At 36.7% G+C, this 14,280-nt stretch carries 14 protein-coding genes; all 14 read right to left on the reverse strand.

The window, feature by feature from the left end; genetic code table 11:
* A complete protein-coding gene (locus ACFSW4_RS07790) occupies positions 1 to 783 on the reverse strand; it encodes an SAF domain-containing protein (protein WP_377328513.1) in 783 nt (260 codons plus the stop codon).
* Positions 784 to 1,121: 338 nt separating this feature from the next.
* Positions 1,122 to 1,766, reverse strand: coding sequence for a GntR family transcriptional regulator (locus ACFSW4_RS07795; protein ID WP_369404827.1), 645 nt, complete (start codon positions 1,764 to 1,766; stop codon positions 1,122 to 1,124).
* A gap of 76 nt (positions 1,767 to 1,842) precedes the next feature.
* Positions 1,843 to 3,150 carry a TRAP transporter large permease gene (locus ACFSW4_RS07800; RefSeq protein WP_377328675.1) on the reverse strand — a complete coding sequence of 436 codons (1,308 nt, stop codon included), beginning with the start codon at positions 3,148 to 3,150 and terminating at the stop codon, positions 1,843 to 1,845.
* Positions 3,150 to 3,629: a TRAP transporter small permease gene (locus ACFSW4_RS07805; RefSeq protein WP_054752526.1), complete on the reverse strand. Its 480-nt coding sequence runs from the start codon at positions 3,627 to 3,629 to the stop codon at positions 3,150 to 3,152. Before ACFSW4_RS07805 ends, ACFSW4_RS07800 begins: the two co-directional genes overlap by 1 nt.
* A 24-nt stretch (positions 3,630 to 3,653) precedes the next feature.
* Entirely contained in the window at positions 3,654 to 4,697 is a 1,044-nt protein-coding gene (locus ACFSW4_RS07810) for a TRAP transporter substrate-binding protein (RefSeq protein WP_377328515.1), read from the reverse strand.
* Between the two features lie 155 nt (positions 4,698 to 4,852).
* Positions 4,853 to 5,317 carry a flavin reductase family protein gene (locus tag ACFSW4_RS07815; protein WP_377328517.1) on the reverse strand — a complete coding sequence of 155 codons (465 nt, stop codon included), beginning with the start codon at positions 5,315 to 5,317 and terminating at the stop codon, positions 4,853 to 4,855.
* Positions 5,314 to 6,150 (reverse strand): hypothetical protein, encoded by an 837-nt coding sequence (locus ACFSW4_RS07820; protein WP_377328519.1) that lies wholly within the window; start codon positions 6,148 to 6,150, stop codon positions 5,314 to 5,316. Before ACFSW4_RS07820 ends, ACFSW4_RS07815 begins: the two co-directional genes overlap by 4 nt.
* A 21-nt stretch (positions 6,151 to 6,171) precedes the next feature.
* Positions 6,172 to 7,677: a 4-hydroxyphenylacetate 3-hydroxylase family protein gene (locus ACFSW4_RS07825; protein WP_377328521.1), complete on the reverse strand. Its 1,506-nt coding sequence runs from the start codon at positions 7,675 to 7,677 to the stop codon at positions 6,172 to 6,174.
* A gap of 117 nt (positions 7,678 to 7,794) precedes the next feature.
* Positions 7,795 to 9,612 carry a XylR N-terminal domain-containing protein gene (locus tag ACFSW4_RS07830; protein WP_377328523.1) on the reverse strand — a complete coding sequence of 606 codons (1,818 nt, stop codon included), beginning with the start codon at positions 9,610 to 9,612 and terminating at the stop codon, positions 7,795 to 7,797.
* Positions 9,613 to 9,631: 19 nt separating this feature from the next.
* On the reverse strand, positions 9,632 to 10,804 hold the full coding sequence (locus ACFSW4_RS07835; protein ID WP_377328525.1) for an MFS transporter: 1,173 nt from the start codon (positions 10,802 to 10,804) through the stop codon (positions 9,632 to 9,634).
* 64 nt (positions 10,805 to 10,868) lie between these two features.
* Positions 10,869 to 12,299, reverse strand: a complete 1,431-nt coding sequence (locus tag ACFSW4_RS07840) for an NAD-dependent succinate-semialdehyde dehydrogenase (protein WP_377328527.1) — start codon at positions 12,297 to 12,299, stop codon at positions 10,869 to 10,871.
* A 5-nt stretch (positions 12,300 to 12,304) separates the two neighbouring features.
* Positions 12,305 to 12,694, reverse strand: coding sequence for a 5-carboxymethyl-2-hydroxymuconate Delta-isomerase (locus tag ACFSW4_RS07845; RefSeq protein ID WP_054752725.1), 390 nt, complete (start codon positions 12,692 to 12,694; stop codon positions 12,305 to 12,307).
* Positions 12,695 to 12,714: 20 nt separating this feature from the next.
* Positions 12,715 to 13,458: a fumarylacetoacetate hydrolase family protein gene (locus tag ACFSW4_RS07850; protein WP_054752727.1), complete on the reverse strand. Its 744-nt coding sequence runs from the start codon at positions 13,456 to 13,458 to the stop codon at positions 12,715 to 12,717.
* Positions 13,445 to 14,251 (reverse strand): fumarylacetoacetate hydrolase family protein, encoded by an 807-nt coding sequence (locus ACFSW4_RS07855; RefSeq protein WP_054752729.1) that lies wholly within the window; start codon positions 14,249 to 14,251, stop codon positions 13,445 to 13,447. The genes ACFSW4_RS07850 and ACFSW4_RS07855 overlap by 14 nt, the downstream gene beginning before the upstream one ends.
* Positions 14,252 to 14,280 lie beyond the last annotated feature (29 nt).

Below are 14,280 nucleotides of genomic sequence, written 5' to 3' on the forward strand. Positions count from 1 at the left end.
CTATTCTTCACTTGAATCATTTTGATTGGTTTCTTCTTGGCTTTTTTCTTGGTTCGATTCGTTATTATTCTGTTCATTGTTCGTTTGTTCACTTTGTTCGCTTGATTCATTTTCCTCACTTGACTCTTCACCTTCAGATTGTTGCTGAGGTAGTGAATCTTGTATGTTTTTACCAACACTTGCCCTAACAATCCTTAGGCTATCAGCATAATTCTGTAAATGAATTAGTTCGGTAACTCTATCAAATGGGATTTCAACACGTGCTGCTAAGAAGTTATTAGTCTCATCATCTTTTGACGTTTGGATCACATTAACATTTTCCATAAATACTTCTGTGACAGGTTCATTATTAAATTCATGTGATACAACGATATCGACTCGATCTCCTGGAGCGAGTGCTTCATCGAAAAAGATTCGTTCAGATTGTATGAGTGTGATTAAACGTGTATTCTCACTAGTTATAGCTGATGCTTCTTTTAACATCGTGTCGGTTATAATATCGCCTTCTGTTAATGGGACTAAAGATACCATGTTTGTTAGTTGAGACTCTGAGGTTATGTAATCATCTCTTAAATATCTTTGCGGGATTTGTTCTGTAGTAACATCTGAGGCTGTGATAATCTTTCTTGATGCAATGTCTCCGTTTGCTTTATAAACCGTTACAAACGTCCCTAAATCTTCGTTTAAAGATTGGACCTTCTGGAGTATCAAGTAGCCTGATGTAGCTGCTAGGATAATAGCTAATAATAGAAATATGAGTGCTTTTCGTTTCGATTCCAGCATGACTTTTGACCTTCTTTCTGCTTTGCCTCTTTTAGACTATTATGTTTTTTCCAAATAAAAATACCTTGAATTCAAGATAACCTTAGAGTAACAAGGGATTGACAATTTCTTTAACTATCATGTTACCAAAGTAGGAATATTTTTCTATAAATCTAATTCCCCAATTACTCATAACTATAAACGGGTCTTTTGGACTATTTTTCCTTTTCTTTTCAAATTTTATAGTTAAATAGTATTGTTTTTCTGTTAATTTTAATAAATGTTTAGTTACTTTATGTAAGTTTATATAAAAAAAGCCCCAACTGATTGTTTATAAACAACACAATTGGAGCTATATATTAATTGGTTTTCTCTGTCTGTTCCTTATAGGCCATTACGGTATTCATTTTATGGTTACGAACTTCAAGCTCAATTACACTAAAATCTTCTTTGTTTCTTAACATCTGTATAATAGATTCATGTTCTTCAATTGACTTCTTCGCTCTTTTCGGATGAAACGTTGAGCCCGTCACCCTGATCGAATCTATTTTCCGCCATGTATCTCTTATGGATTTAACTAAATATAAATTGGGGCAGCTTTTGTAAATTTCATCATGAAACTGACGGTTCGCATCCCCAAATTCGGCAAAATCAAACTCTTCAAGTGCTTGTTCCATTTGGTGGTTAATTTTTTCTAATTGAATCAGTTTGTCTTTATCCATGAAGTCCTTGCTTAAAGCTGTTGCGTAGCCTTCCAAAACAGCTAAGACTGATAACGTTTCAATATACTGACTGTCATCAATAGGTGTTACGACAGGGCCGATGTTATTTTGATATTCAATCAGCCCTTCTGCTTCAAGTTGGCGAACCGCTTCACGTATCGGAATTGCGCTTGTTTCTAATTCTTTAACTAATTGATTGATGACAATGCGCTGACCTGCTACATAAGTTCCTTCTAATATTCTTGATTTCATATAATTATACGCTTTTTGTTTCTTGTTCATACTGCACTTCTCCATTGATTAGCTAGATTTTGTTAAATAGTCTACTCCTAATATACCAAAAAGTGAATGGTGAGTTCTATTTATTCATCATATCTGGTAGAACGGTTACTAAATCAGGTATTACAATAAGAACTGCAACGCAAATAACCATTGCCACAATCATCGGCATGACACCTTTGAATATGGTCTGTATTGGAATGTGAGGTGCAGCCCCTTTAATTACATAGACACTGATACCAATTGGTGGCGTTAACGAACCAATGTTAATAGCCATAACCATGATAATTCCAAACCAAATGCCATTAAACCCTAGTTCAGTAATGATCGGATATACAATTGGAAGAGTTAAAACAATTAATGATAATCCTTCTACAAAGCAACCAAGTAAGAATAAGGCTAGTAAGATAAAAACTAGAATAATATAATTGTTTAACTCAAGGCTACCTACAAATGATGTTAGTTCTTGCGGTATTCTACTGATCGTTATAAACTGCCCGAACAAGGTCGCGCCGATTAGTATAAGGAATATGTACGCTGTTAACCTTACTGATTCATTAAACGAATCCAAGAACCTTTTCCAGTTAAGTTTTTTACTGATCAGTGCAACTAAAATGGAACAGAAAGCACCTACACCTGCGGCCTCGGTCGGGGTGAAGAAACCAGCATAGATTCCTCCTATTGTAATTAAGAAAAGAAGTAGGAATGGCCAAATTTTGGCTACTGATTTAAATTTTTCACTAAAGGATACTTTTTCTGTTCGAGCAGGTGCCAAGTTTGGCTTTCTCGAAACTAGAATAGCAATAGTTATCATAAACAAGATGACTTGTAAGATCCCCGGAATAATACCTGCTATTAGCAATGCACCAATTGGTTCTCTAGTCAGAATTCCATATAATATTAAAATGACACTAGGTGGGATTAATATTCCTAACGTTCCTCCTGCAGCAACACAAGCAGTCGAAAGACTAGATTTATAGTTATACTTTTCCATTTCGGGAAGAGCTATTTTTGAAACAGTTGCCGTGGTCGCATTAAGTGAACCTGATATAGCAGAGAAAATACTTGAAGTTCCGATTGTTGCCATAGCTAGACCACCACGAAGGTGACCAACCCAATGGTCGACAGCTTTGTATAAATCACTTCCAATACCAGTGTTTGATAAGACCATCCCCATTAAAATAAATAATGGAATTACACTCAAGGAATATGACGAAGCTGTATCAAAAGGTGTACGGCCCAATTGAGAAAAGGCCACATCCCATCCTCTAATCATACTGGTCCCAATAAACCCGACTATAATTAGAGATATACCTACTGGGATTTTCAACATAAACAATATAAGTAAAACAACAATACCTATAACACCTAACATCTCAGCTGTAATCATTTTCTTATCACCTTCTGTCTATACCTAAGAGCTAAAACGACTGCCACTAACGCAAACATAACAGTTCCAATCACACTAAATACTGCAAATATAAACATCGGTAACTCTATATCACCAGTTACAGTGTTTGAGTCTAATAGTCTTTGTGCATTGTTCCACATACTCCATGAAATCAAGATCATTAATATTGCAATAACCACATTAATAATTATTTCAACGACATACTGCAATTTTTCAGGAAATTTCTCAACAACAAAATCAACTGTTATATGTTCTTCATTTAGATGTGTGTAAGCAATACTTGCGAAAATAACAACGATTAACCCTACTTCTACTACATCTACCGTTCCTGTGATAGGTGCTTTAAAGAATTTACGACCTATGACATCGAGCGTCACCATTAACGCCATTATAAATAAAACAAATTGGGCCACATATTGTAGCCCTTTGCAAACGAGTCTCACTATTTTTTCCACAGTGAACACAACCTTTTAATTGTATTACTCTTTAACTTCTTCTTTTAGCTCTTTCGCCCGTTCATATATCTCTTGACCTGGAAGCCCTTCTTTTTCCATATCTTGAATCCAGCCTTGTGTTACATCTTTTAAGGCGTCCTTCCACGGCTTAAGTTGTTCATCTGTTAGCTCAATGAATTCTGCACCGTTTTCTTTTGCTAATTCTTTACCTTTTTGACCGTCAACATCAAATACTCTACCTGCTTCAGCTGAACGTTCTTCGCCAACTAAGCCCTTCAATAACTCTTGATCGCTTTCGCTTAAATTGTTGTACGTATCCTTATTCATAACCGAGAAGAATGGGGTAGCTGAAAAGTTACCAACGGTTATATATTTTGCAATCTCATGAAAACTGTAATTATATAAGGTTTCTAAAGGAACCATTGCTACATCAACTGTGCCTCTTTCTAAAGCTTCGTATACATCACCCATAGGCATTGACACAGGTGCAGCTCCAAGCGATTCTAAAATTTTATTACCTAGTGGAGATGGCGATCTTACTCTCAATCCTTCTAAGTCTTCTGGTGACTCAATTTTATGATCAATACTAATTAGTTGGGCTGGTTCAGCTGTAAATAAAAATAATGGCTCTGTTTCGTTATGTTCTTCTTGTATTTCAGGGAATTCTTTGTATAGATTCCATAGAATTTTAGAGCCATGCTCGGCTGTTTCGGCTAAGAATGGTAATTCTAAAACTGAAACCGAAGGAAAACGACCTGGTGTATAACCATAAACACTTAATGCAATATCGGCTTCACCTGTAACAGCCATATCGTATTGTGATCCAGCATCACCTAAGGCATTAGCCGGATATAATTCGTATGTAATTCTTCCATCTGTTTCTTCATTCATTGTGCTACCGATATCTTCAAATACTTGCGTTTGAATAGGGTGTTGTCCTGGTAAGAAGTGAGAAATAACTAGGTTCTGTTCCCCTCCCTCTCCTGAGGATCCATCTGCACTTTCAACACAAGCTGAAAGCAATGTCATCAACAATAAACTCGTAATCACAACCAATAGACGCTTCATATTTTCTCCCCCAATTCGTATTGTTAACGCTTTCATATTCTTACTTACTGTAATTATATATAAAATAATATATAATTTCAATAATATATTTAAATATTAAAATAATTTAGTTATTTCAAAAACTGATAAATAAAGAGGTGCTCTAAAACACCTCTTTATACCACTTGGTAACTCCCATATTTACCACTAAAAAAAGCTAAAGGACTACCATCTGTTAGTTTCAACTCTAGTACTTCCCCAATAAATAAAGTGTGATCACCAGCTTCGACACTTTTATCTACTTCACATATGACTGATGCTAATGAGTCTTGGATAATAGGAATCCCATATACCTCATCAAAGCTTACGACATCTGGATTGTCTTTTTGTCCTGCAAAATGCATCGAGACTTCTTTTTGTTCGTCTTTTAAAATGCTAACAGCAAACTTCCCAGATTCTTTGATATAATCTAGCATTTTTGCATTATTGTCGATTGATATTGTAATGAGCTGAGGATCTAATGATACTGACATAAATGCATTTGCTGTCATCCCATGTGTTTGATCATTTACTTTAGTTGTAACGATCGTTACCCCCGTTGCAAATTTTCCCATTGCATCTCGAAATGTACGGTTCTTCATCTGTTTGCCTCCTTCATATCAAACTTTTCGTTTATGGCTCTATAAAACTTAATTTCAGCATACTGTTCACAAAGTAACTTCTTACCAAACGTTTCTAAAAAATGGCCATCTGATGAATGACTTGTTTTCTTATAGATAGCTGGTATTTTATTTTTCCCTTGTATAATCATTACGTCGTAGTAGGTATCTTTTAGACAGTTTAAATAATCAGGTACCTCTAGCTTATAGACACCTTCTTTCTCTGTTGATTGAACAACTGGTTTAATAGAATATTGATTCCCTAAATAATACGGAATCATCTCAACCGCACCACTACTAATCAATTCTCTTATTCTAGTTGAACTTATTTTTTCATTATTAACTTTTTTCTTATCGATCACTGATAATTGATAGTCATACTGATCTTTTAATTCTCCTAGTAACTTGGCATTACCTGATGCTTTAAAACCGAATGTAAAATCAAATCCCACAACGACATGTTTAACAGTTAGTTTACATATATAGTTCTCTATAAAGTCCTGAGGTGAAAGAGAAGCGAAATCCATATTAAACGGTACTATATATAATCGTTCAACTCCGAGTGATTTCAACTTATCGATCTTTTCCTCAAGTGTCATAATATATTTGATGGAACCTCTACCTTTAATGACTTCATTTGGGTGAGGGGTAAAGGTCATCGCAGAAAATGTTAGATTGTTTCTCTTAGCTTGTTTATTCGCTTCATTTAAAAGCTCTTGATGGCCTAAATGAACACCATCGAAAAAACCAATGGCCATTGACTGAGGTGACATCTCTAAAAAATCCTCTTTATACTGTAAATACACCATTTCCATCTTGGAATACCTCCAGTCGAACTAAACTTTTAGCTCTTGCTGTTCTGGGTTAAACCATGTGTTAGATGTCCAACCATTCAAATCATAGTCACTTAAAGCATCATCTACAAATTGTTTAAACAGGTTCATTTGACCATTAGATTCTGCGATCTTCAAGTTATCTAAACGTATCGCATCCTGATTACCAGCATAATTAATCTCATAAAGTTCATTTCTTCCACCAAATTCAGTTCCTATTGCATCCCAAACCATTTTTAGTAATTTCACTCTCTCTTCAGCTGAAATACCTCCAGACCCTTTATAATACTGGTCAAGATATGGGCGTAGTTCAGGGTTTAAAAAGTCTTTAGAACTTGATGGCAATTGTATTAAACCTCCTGCGACAACTTGTTCAAAAACTTCTTTAACTTTAGGCCAAACCATCGGGGCAAATGTACGATAAGCTGTAGCATACGTTTTATTAGGTAAGACGTAGCCTCCTGGGGCCTCTTCAGGATCAGTTGCCATTGCAGTTGAAATAGACCAGAACATATTTCTCCAGGCAATGACTTCACCAATTGCGGCCTGAACTCCTCTAAAGTTATTTGAGCCTGCAGATTCAGTCGCTTTCATTAACAATCCGACCATGAAATCCAGTTTTACTGCAAAACGTGTGCAGCCTTGGAAGGTATAGCGGTTTAACCAACCTGTTTGAGGTCTAAAACCATTTGTAATCTCAATATTTTTATAGGTTAAAACGTCTTCCCAAGGAATAAAAACATTGTCTAAAACGATAACTGCGTCATTTTCGTCAAATCGACTTGAAAGTGGATAATCAAAAGGTGATCCAGCTTTAACGGCAATTTCTTCATATGATTGCCTGCTGATGACTTTAAGACCTTGTGCATTCATTGGAACAAAGAATATTAAAGCGTGACTATCGTCACCTGGCATTAACGGCGCAAAATTAGCTACAAAGTTATAATGCGTTAATGCAGCTGATGTACCTACCATTTTGGCACCGCTTACAATTATGCCATCATCACGCTCCTCAACTGCACGAACAAAAACGTCTTTATTTTTTTCAAGAGGTTCACTTCGATCCAATTGAGGATTCACAATGGTATGATTACAAAACGGAACTTCAATTTGGCCTTTCTTATACCAACGTCTTGCATTGTCCTCAAAACCTTCATAGAAATCTGCAAAAGGGCCGAGTGACCCTAAAAATGCGGCTTTATAATCAGGAGTTCTGCCCATAAAACCATAACTAAGCTTAGACCATTCTGCCATCGCGTCGCGTGCTTCCAATAATTCTTTTGAATTTCTTGCCGCTTTGAAAAATTTATGTGTTTTCGTACCATAGTCTGAATCTGTTGTTAAAATGTCTTTCTTATCAGGAGCATGTAAAGCATCATATAATAAAGAAACTGATTTAGCTGCATTTCGATAAGCAGGGTGCGTCGTTACATCTTCAACTTTTTCACCGTTTAAATATACTTCACGGCCGTCTTTAAGACTTTCTAGATATTCTTTACCTGTGTACATCCGATAACCTCCTAAATATTTAGAAAATTCTAATTAAAGGTTATCAAATAAACACCCTTCATTCTACGACATAAAATGTTCAAGTTAGGTCATTTAATCAAACAGAAATTGTCTAACCTATAATTCGAGTTCACCCTCACTTATTAAAAATTGCAAAGTGATGTAAAGTTGATGAGTGATTTCTGGGTTGCGTAAGTTATGTCCAGTAAGTTGTTCAATTCGTTTAACTCTATAACGAAGTCCACTCAGTGATAATGATAAGTCTCTCATGGTCTGCTCTAAGTTCCCTCCATTAGATAAGAACACATATAATGTTTTAAGGAGTTCACTTGAATGATGTTCTGCATGATATATAGGGTCTAGGAGTTGTTTAGCCTTAAATCTAACCGCATCTTTATTTGAAGAATCTAGTAACAGTCCAATGACACCTAGTTCGTCAAACTCTGTTACTTTGTTATGACCTTTTGTCATTTGCAAAGCCACCTTAGCTTCATGGTATAGATGGCTGGCTTGTTCAATTTGGTTATCTATTGTGCTAATTCCTATTGAATAACTTAATTCGGGTTCAGCTTGCTTTAAGTAACTAATAAGTGAGGAGAACTTTTCATAAGGTTCAGATTGAACCAGAACAATGATTTCACTTCCTTTTTGACCAATCAGTATATCTTTAGATTTTTTAAAATAGTCTCTGACCCAACTAATTAAACGATCATTTAATAGTAAATCGTGATCCTCAGCAGTCTGGATGTTTGAATATTTTAGAATGGCGATTTGAAATGGTTTGCTTAAGTCAATGCTTATAAAGGACCCACGTTTTAATATTTCTTGTTTAGTTAATGCTTGACCCGAAATAATCTGTTCTAAAAATTGACCTTTTACGCGTTCTGTTGCTTCAAACGCATTTTTCTCATTTAATAAATATAAAGAACAAACAGTTGCTACCCTTTCTAATATCATTTGGTCGGCCTTTGATAATTGCACTTGATCTTCCTGAATGAATGAACAGTAACCTAAAAGTTGTTCTTTTAAATAAATAGGAGTGACCATCCTGCAATGACTTCTTGTTTCTATGATCTCTGTTTGATCGTATTTTTCTACTATCTCATGTTCATAAATTTCTATAAGTCTGTCTTCCTGAATTCCTGAGTAAGCTATCGGATTAAAATGGACATCTTCTATTAATAATGGCACTTTCGTTTCATTATGTACGACACTCGCCATGTCTTGGAGGTCACTACCGTTAGCAAGTTCATCTGTTAGCAGTTTATGAATATGAAAACTACGAGATATAATGTTTTGTTCTTCAATTAGTTGTTTATACGTTTTTTCTAACTCTTTTACGATAGCTTGATCTTGGTAGTATCTTAGCTCCTCCTTAATATCTTCCCCCCACTCTTGCAGGGTTTTTCCTACATAAGAACAATGGGAGTCTCCCATTCCTTTACAGCTTACTTCTTTAAAGTAAACGGACTTTTGACAGATTTCAGAGTAATACCCACTTGCATAACCAACTAGTGTGTGACATACCGGAGAATTCGAGCAGCCAAACTGTTTAATGTATTCTTCAGCCTCATATGAATTTAGCCATTTACCTTCGACATGTATACATTGAACAGATTGATCTGAATTATAGTCAATACTAAAATGAGTTCTAACTACCTCTGTATAACCACGCATCATATGCAAAGTGGGGCCTTTTTTTAAATGATTCTCTAGTGATAGCTTGTGATTTTTCTTCATTTTTTTAGCGTCATTGACTCCTAAGTTCCATCCATATCGAATCATAAACCCTTTCATTCTCGACTCTGAAATGTTTTCTGATAAATCTTTAACCAAAGTTCCAAATACTGAAGGAGAAGTCAAGATCATACGTTCACCATCAACCATAATCTCTCCACGTTTATTAGATGTCATCTCAAGTTTATTATTACCCAAACTCAAACTCCCCCTATTCTTAATTGGCTGGCAAGAAATTGTGAACTTTCAACTTTATAAATAAAAATAAAATAATCGGTATTATAATTAAAAACAGTGATGATACTCCATACATCTCGGCAAAACCTAAGCTCTTTACGATAAAACCTAGCATCACTGAACCTATCGCCATCCCTAAATCCATGCCTGTTAAGAACATTACATTTGCAGTACCCCTCTTCTCTGCTGAAACTGTACTAACCGCGAACGCTTGCAGAGTAGGGTGCATAACTCCGTATGCGAATCCGTAAAATGCTCCCGCAACAACTAAAAAACCAATCGAGTCTACGGACATTAATATAGCTAAGCCTAAAAACCCTGTTAGACTCGAGATGTAAATAAGTTTAATTCCATAACCACGATCGAATAATGAACCAGCGAAAAGCCTAGCTCCGATTATTAGTGCAACAAATGAAACAAAAAACCAAGTGATTTGGTCCTCTAAGTTTATTTCTCTACCTAAACCTTCTATAAAATTGAAAACACTACTAAACGTTATACATAACAAAAACATAAGCGCGCAAGGCAGTATAGCCCGCTTATCAAACAACATTGTTAATTTATTATTTAAGGACTTTTGAGTTGCTGGGGTCTGAAAAGACTTTACGAAAATTAAGAACACAAGCATTAATACTACCAATATTGTAGTCACGATGATTACTGTATTGAACGAACTAGAATGGAATAACATTATGGCAAGCGCCGGACTTAAACTAGCACCTAAAGTCGTAGCTAATGCAAAATAGTTAAATCCCTTCCCTGTTTGTTTGGTTGGGATTATATATGAAACTTGTGTGGCTAAGATCGTGGAAATGATACCAAAATTGACTCCTTCGATGAATCTAATTAAGAGTAAAAAATAAATAGACTCCCGATCATAGCTCAACATAAGGCATATAAATAATAGAATGAGATTCAATATGATTGTTTTTCTAAAATTAATATTCAAAATATACAAGGATAAAACAAATCTAGTTACGATCGCGGCGGACATAAATGCAGTTAACATTAATCCTGCAATGGTAGGATTATTTGAAAAGCTCATGACATAAATAGGAAACACTGAATTAATAACATGTATCGAAAGAAAAAATAGAAGTGTGATAGAAATGATAACGATATATTGTGGTGTCCAGAGCTTACTGTTAGTCATGATCATAACCTACTCTCAAACATTCTTTATATGTATAAAAAGAAGCGGATTTTCATCCACTTCCCTATAACCCTAACGAAATATATTTCGTCTCCAAGTATTCTTCTATGCCGTAATACCCACCTTCACGACCTAATCCACTTTCTTTGAAGCCACCAAAAGGAGCTTGTGGTGTCGATGGTGCACCATCATTTAATCCGACGATTCCAAAGTGTAGGGCTTCGCTAATTCGGAAAGCGCGGCTAATGTTTTCAGTAAATACATATGATGCTAAACCGAACGGAGTCTGATTCGCACGCTTGATCACTTCATCTTCAGCTTGAAAAGTAGTGACTGGTACTAGTGGCCCGAAGGTTTCATCATTCATGCACACCATGTCGTCATTTACATTTGATAGAACAGTTGGCTCAAAGTAGAACCCTTTGTTATCCTCGATTTTGGATCCACCTATTTCAAGTTTCGCACCTTGATTGACGGCATCCTGAACATGTTCATCTACTTTCTTCATTGCATCTTCATCAATTAATGGGCCAATGTCGGTTCCGTCGTCTAAGCCGTTGCCTACTTTTAGCTGTCTCACTTCTTCTTTTAATAGTTCTAAAAAGTCTTGTTCGACTGATTCATGTACATATACACGGTTAGCGCAAATACATGTCTGACCTGCATTTCTGAATTTCGACTGAATAACACCCTTAACGGCTTTCTTTAAATCAGCATCTTCCATGACAATTACTGGAGCGTGACCACCAAGTTCTAGCGACACTTTTTTCATCGTGTTAGCCGCATCACGCATAAGTAACTTCCCTACTTCCGTTGATCCTGTAAATGTCAGTTTGCGAACTCTGGAGTCATCTGACCAGGCTTTTCCGATTTGACTCGAACTACCTACAACTATATTGATGACGCCTTTAGGAATGCCTGCTTTTTCAGCAAGTTCTACTAGTTTTATAGCCGTTAGCGGTGTTTGAGTAGCTGGTTTAAACACAACGGTACAACCTGCTGCTAATGCTGGTGCCACTTTTCTTGTGATCATGGCAGCCGGAAAATTCCACGGTGTAATCGCAGACACCACGCCGACTGGCTGCTTTTGAACCAAGATTCTTTTGTTTGGATGTGAGGCAGGGATAATGTCACCATAAATTCGCTTACCTTCTTCGGCATACCATTTAATAAAACCATTCGCATACTTTACTTCACCGATGGCTTCTTTAAGAGGCTTACCTTGTTCTTCCGTCATGAGCTTACCTAACGTTTCCCTCTCATCGTCTATTAATTGATGCCAAGTTTCTAAGTATTGTCCTCGTTCTTCCGCTGTTAACTTTGACCAACTTTCTAAAGCCGCTTCTGCAGCATCAACAGCTTTAACGGCATCATCCTTTCCCGCTTTAGGTACCTGAGCAATCACTTCCTGGGTTGCAGGGCTCACGACATCTATTTTGTCTAGGTCCTGACCAAACCACTTTCCATCAACATAAAGCTCATATAACTTCGTCAATTCTCTCACCCTTTCTTTTTATAACGTTCATGAATATTATTTTTCTTATAGGTCGGAAACGTAAATTCATAGAGTTCTAGTGAAAAAGCTAAGTACCGTTCATCAAATAAATGACCGAGTTCTTTGGTAACAACATTATAAATCTCATCACAGAGTAATTTCTTCTCATCATCAGTTCGCCCCGTGCCGAGCTTAAGCGTACCGTGAATAAAGGCATCATTCTCTTCCCCATCTGCAACAACATAATGAGACAGTTCAATAGCTCTTGATCTTAGGCCTCCGATTGGAACGATATGGTCATGTTTAAGAAGTGCTTGATTGATTTTTAATAAAAGGCTTGATACGTCGATCTCTTCTTTTAGGTTATTCGTATATTCTAAAGTGAAATGCGGCATGGGATCACCCTCCTTCTGCCTTATTCGCCTACAATCGTATTGACCAGTCTTCCGATTCCTTCTACTTCCGTTACGACTTCGTCTCCTACTTTCGTGTCTACCGAACCTTTTGGTGTCCCTGTTAAAATTAGGTCACCTTCATTTAATGTCATAAAACTACTTAAGTATTCGATTAACTCGGCCACACCTAAAATCATGTCTTTTGTGGAGCCTTCTTGAGTTTTTTGACCATTCACAAACGTTCTAAGCTGCAGGTTCATAGGGTCGTCAATATCATCCTTCTCAACCATCCATGGACCAACCGGCGTGCAGCCATCACGGTTCTTCACTCTTAAGTTCGGGCGAAAATAGTTTTCTAGATAATCACGAATCGCATAGTCATTAGCGATGGTGTAACCTTTGACGTAGTCTAATGCATCTTCTTTGTTGACATTCTTAGCACTTTTCCCAATCACAACTGCGAGTTCACACTCGTAGTGCATAAACTCGACATCATTCGGTCTAACAGTTTTTCCAAGGTGACCGTTTACCGTATTTTTACCTTTAAAGAATACAAGCGGTTCTGGTAAGGGACTCGTAAATGAAAGTTCCTTGGCGTGATCAGCATAATTTAATCCAAGCGTAAAAATCGTTTGCGGTTCTACGGGTGCTAACCATTCGACTTCCTGTTCATCAAGTAATCTACCATCCCGTAATTGTACTTTCCCATCAACTTCAACGACATCGTGCACTCTTGATTCATACATTACCCTACCGTACTTCATCTGCACTCACCTCACGTGTATAAACATCGCTCTCTTTTACGACGTCATGTTCTAAAAAACCTACGTGTTCAACTTCAATTTTTACTCGGTCTCCTAGCCTCGCATACGGCTGATGTTCGGGAACCCCTACAAGCAGAACATCTCCTTCATATAACGTCATAAACTCAGTCACGTCTTCTAATAATTCAGGAATAGTTCGAATTAGATTATTTGTATTGTTTTCTTGTTTTAACTCACCGTTTACCCACACTTTAGTGGTTAATTGGTGCGGATCTTTTATTTCATCCCGTTTAACAATCCACGGCCCAATTGGGCAAAATCCATCTCTTGCTTTTTGCTTAATAGCTGGCCTGTAAACACTTGCAAAAGGCAAACTGACATCATTAACGACCGTGTAGCCCTCAATGTAATCAAGTGCGTCTTCAGCTTTAACCTTTGTCGCCGTTTGTCCAATGACTAACCCTAATGCAGCTCCAATTTGAACTTGCTCTTCTCCCTCAGGTAATGGAATGGGCTTCTGATGCGACGAAAATGTATTAACAGGTTTAATATAAAGAACCGGTGCCTCAGGCGGTTTTTGGTATGGCTTTTCATCCATTTCGGGTTTTAATAGCTCATATTCCCCTTTATAGTTGAGGACCGTTCCGTATAATGTACCTGATATGGGATTATCAAATGTTAATTGATTTATAGAATAGTTTTGGCCATTTAGTATCACTTGTGAGTTATCTAAATCTAATTTGCCTTCTTTTATTTGAGGAAAGCCTTGAAGCTTGAATTTTATGCGTGTCATTGAATGATCACCTCTTTCACATTATGTAA

Source organism: Piscibacillus salipiscarius, from assembly GCF_042685285.1.
In the GTDB taxonomy this organism is placed as follows: Bacteria; Bacillota; Bacilli; order Bacillales; family Alkalibacillaceae; genus Piscibacillus; species Piscibacillus salipiscarius.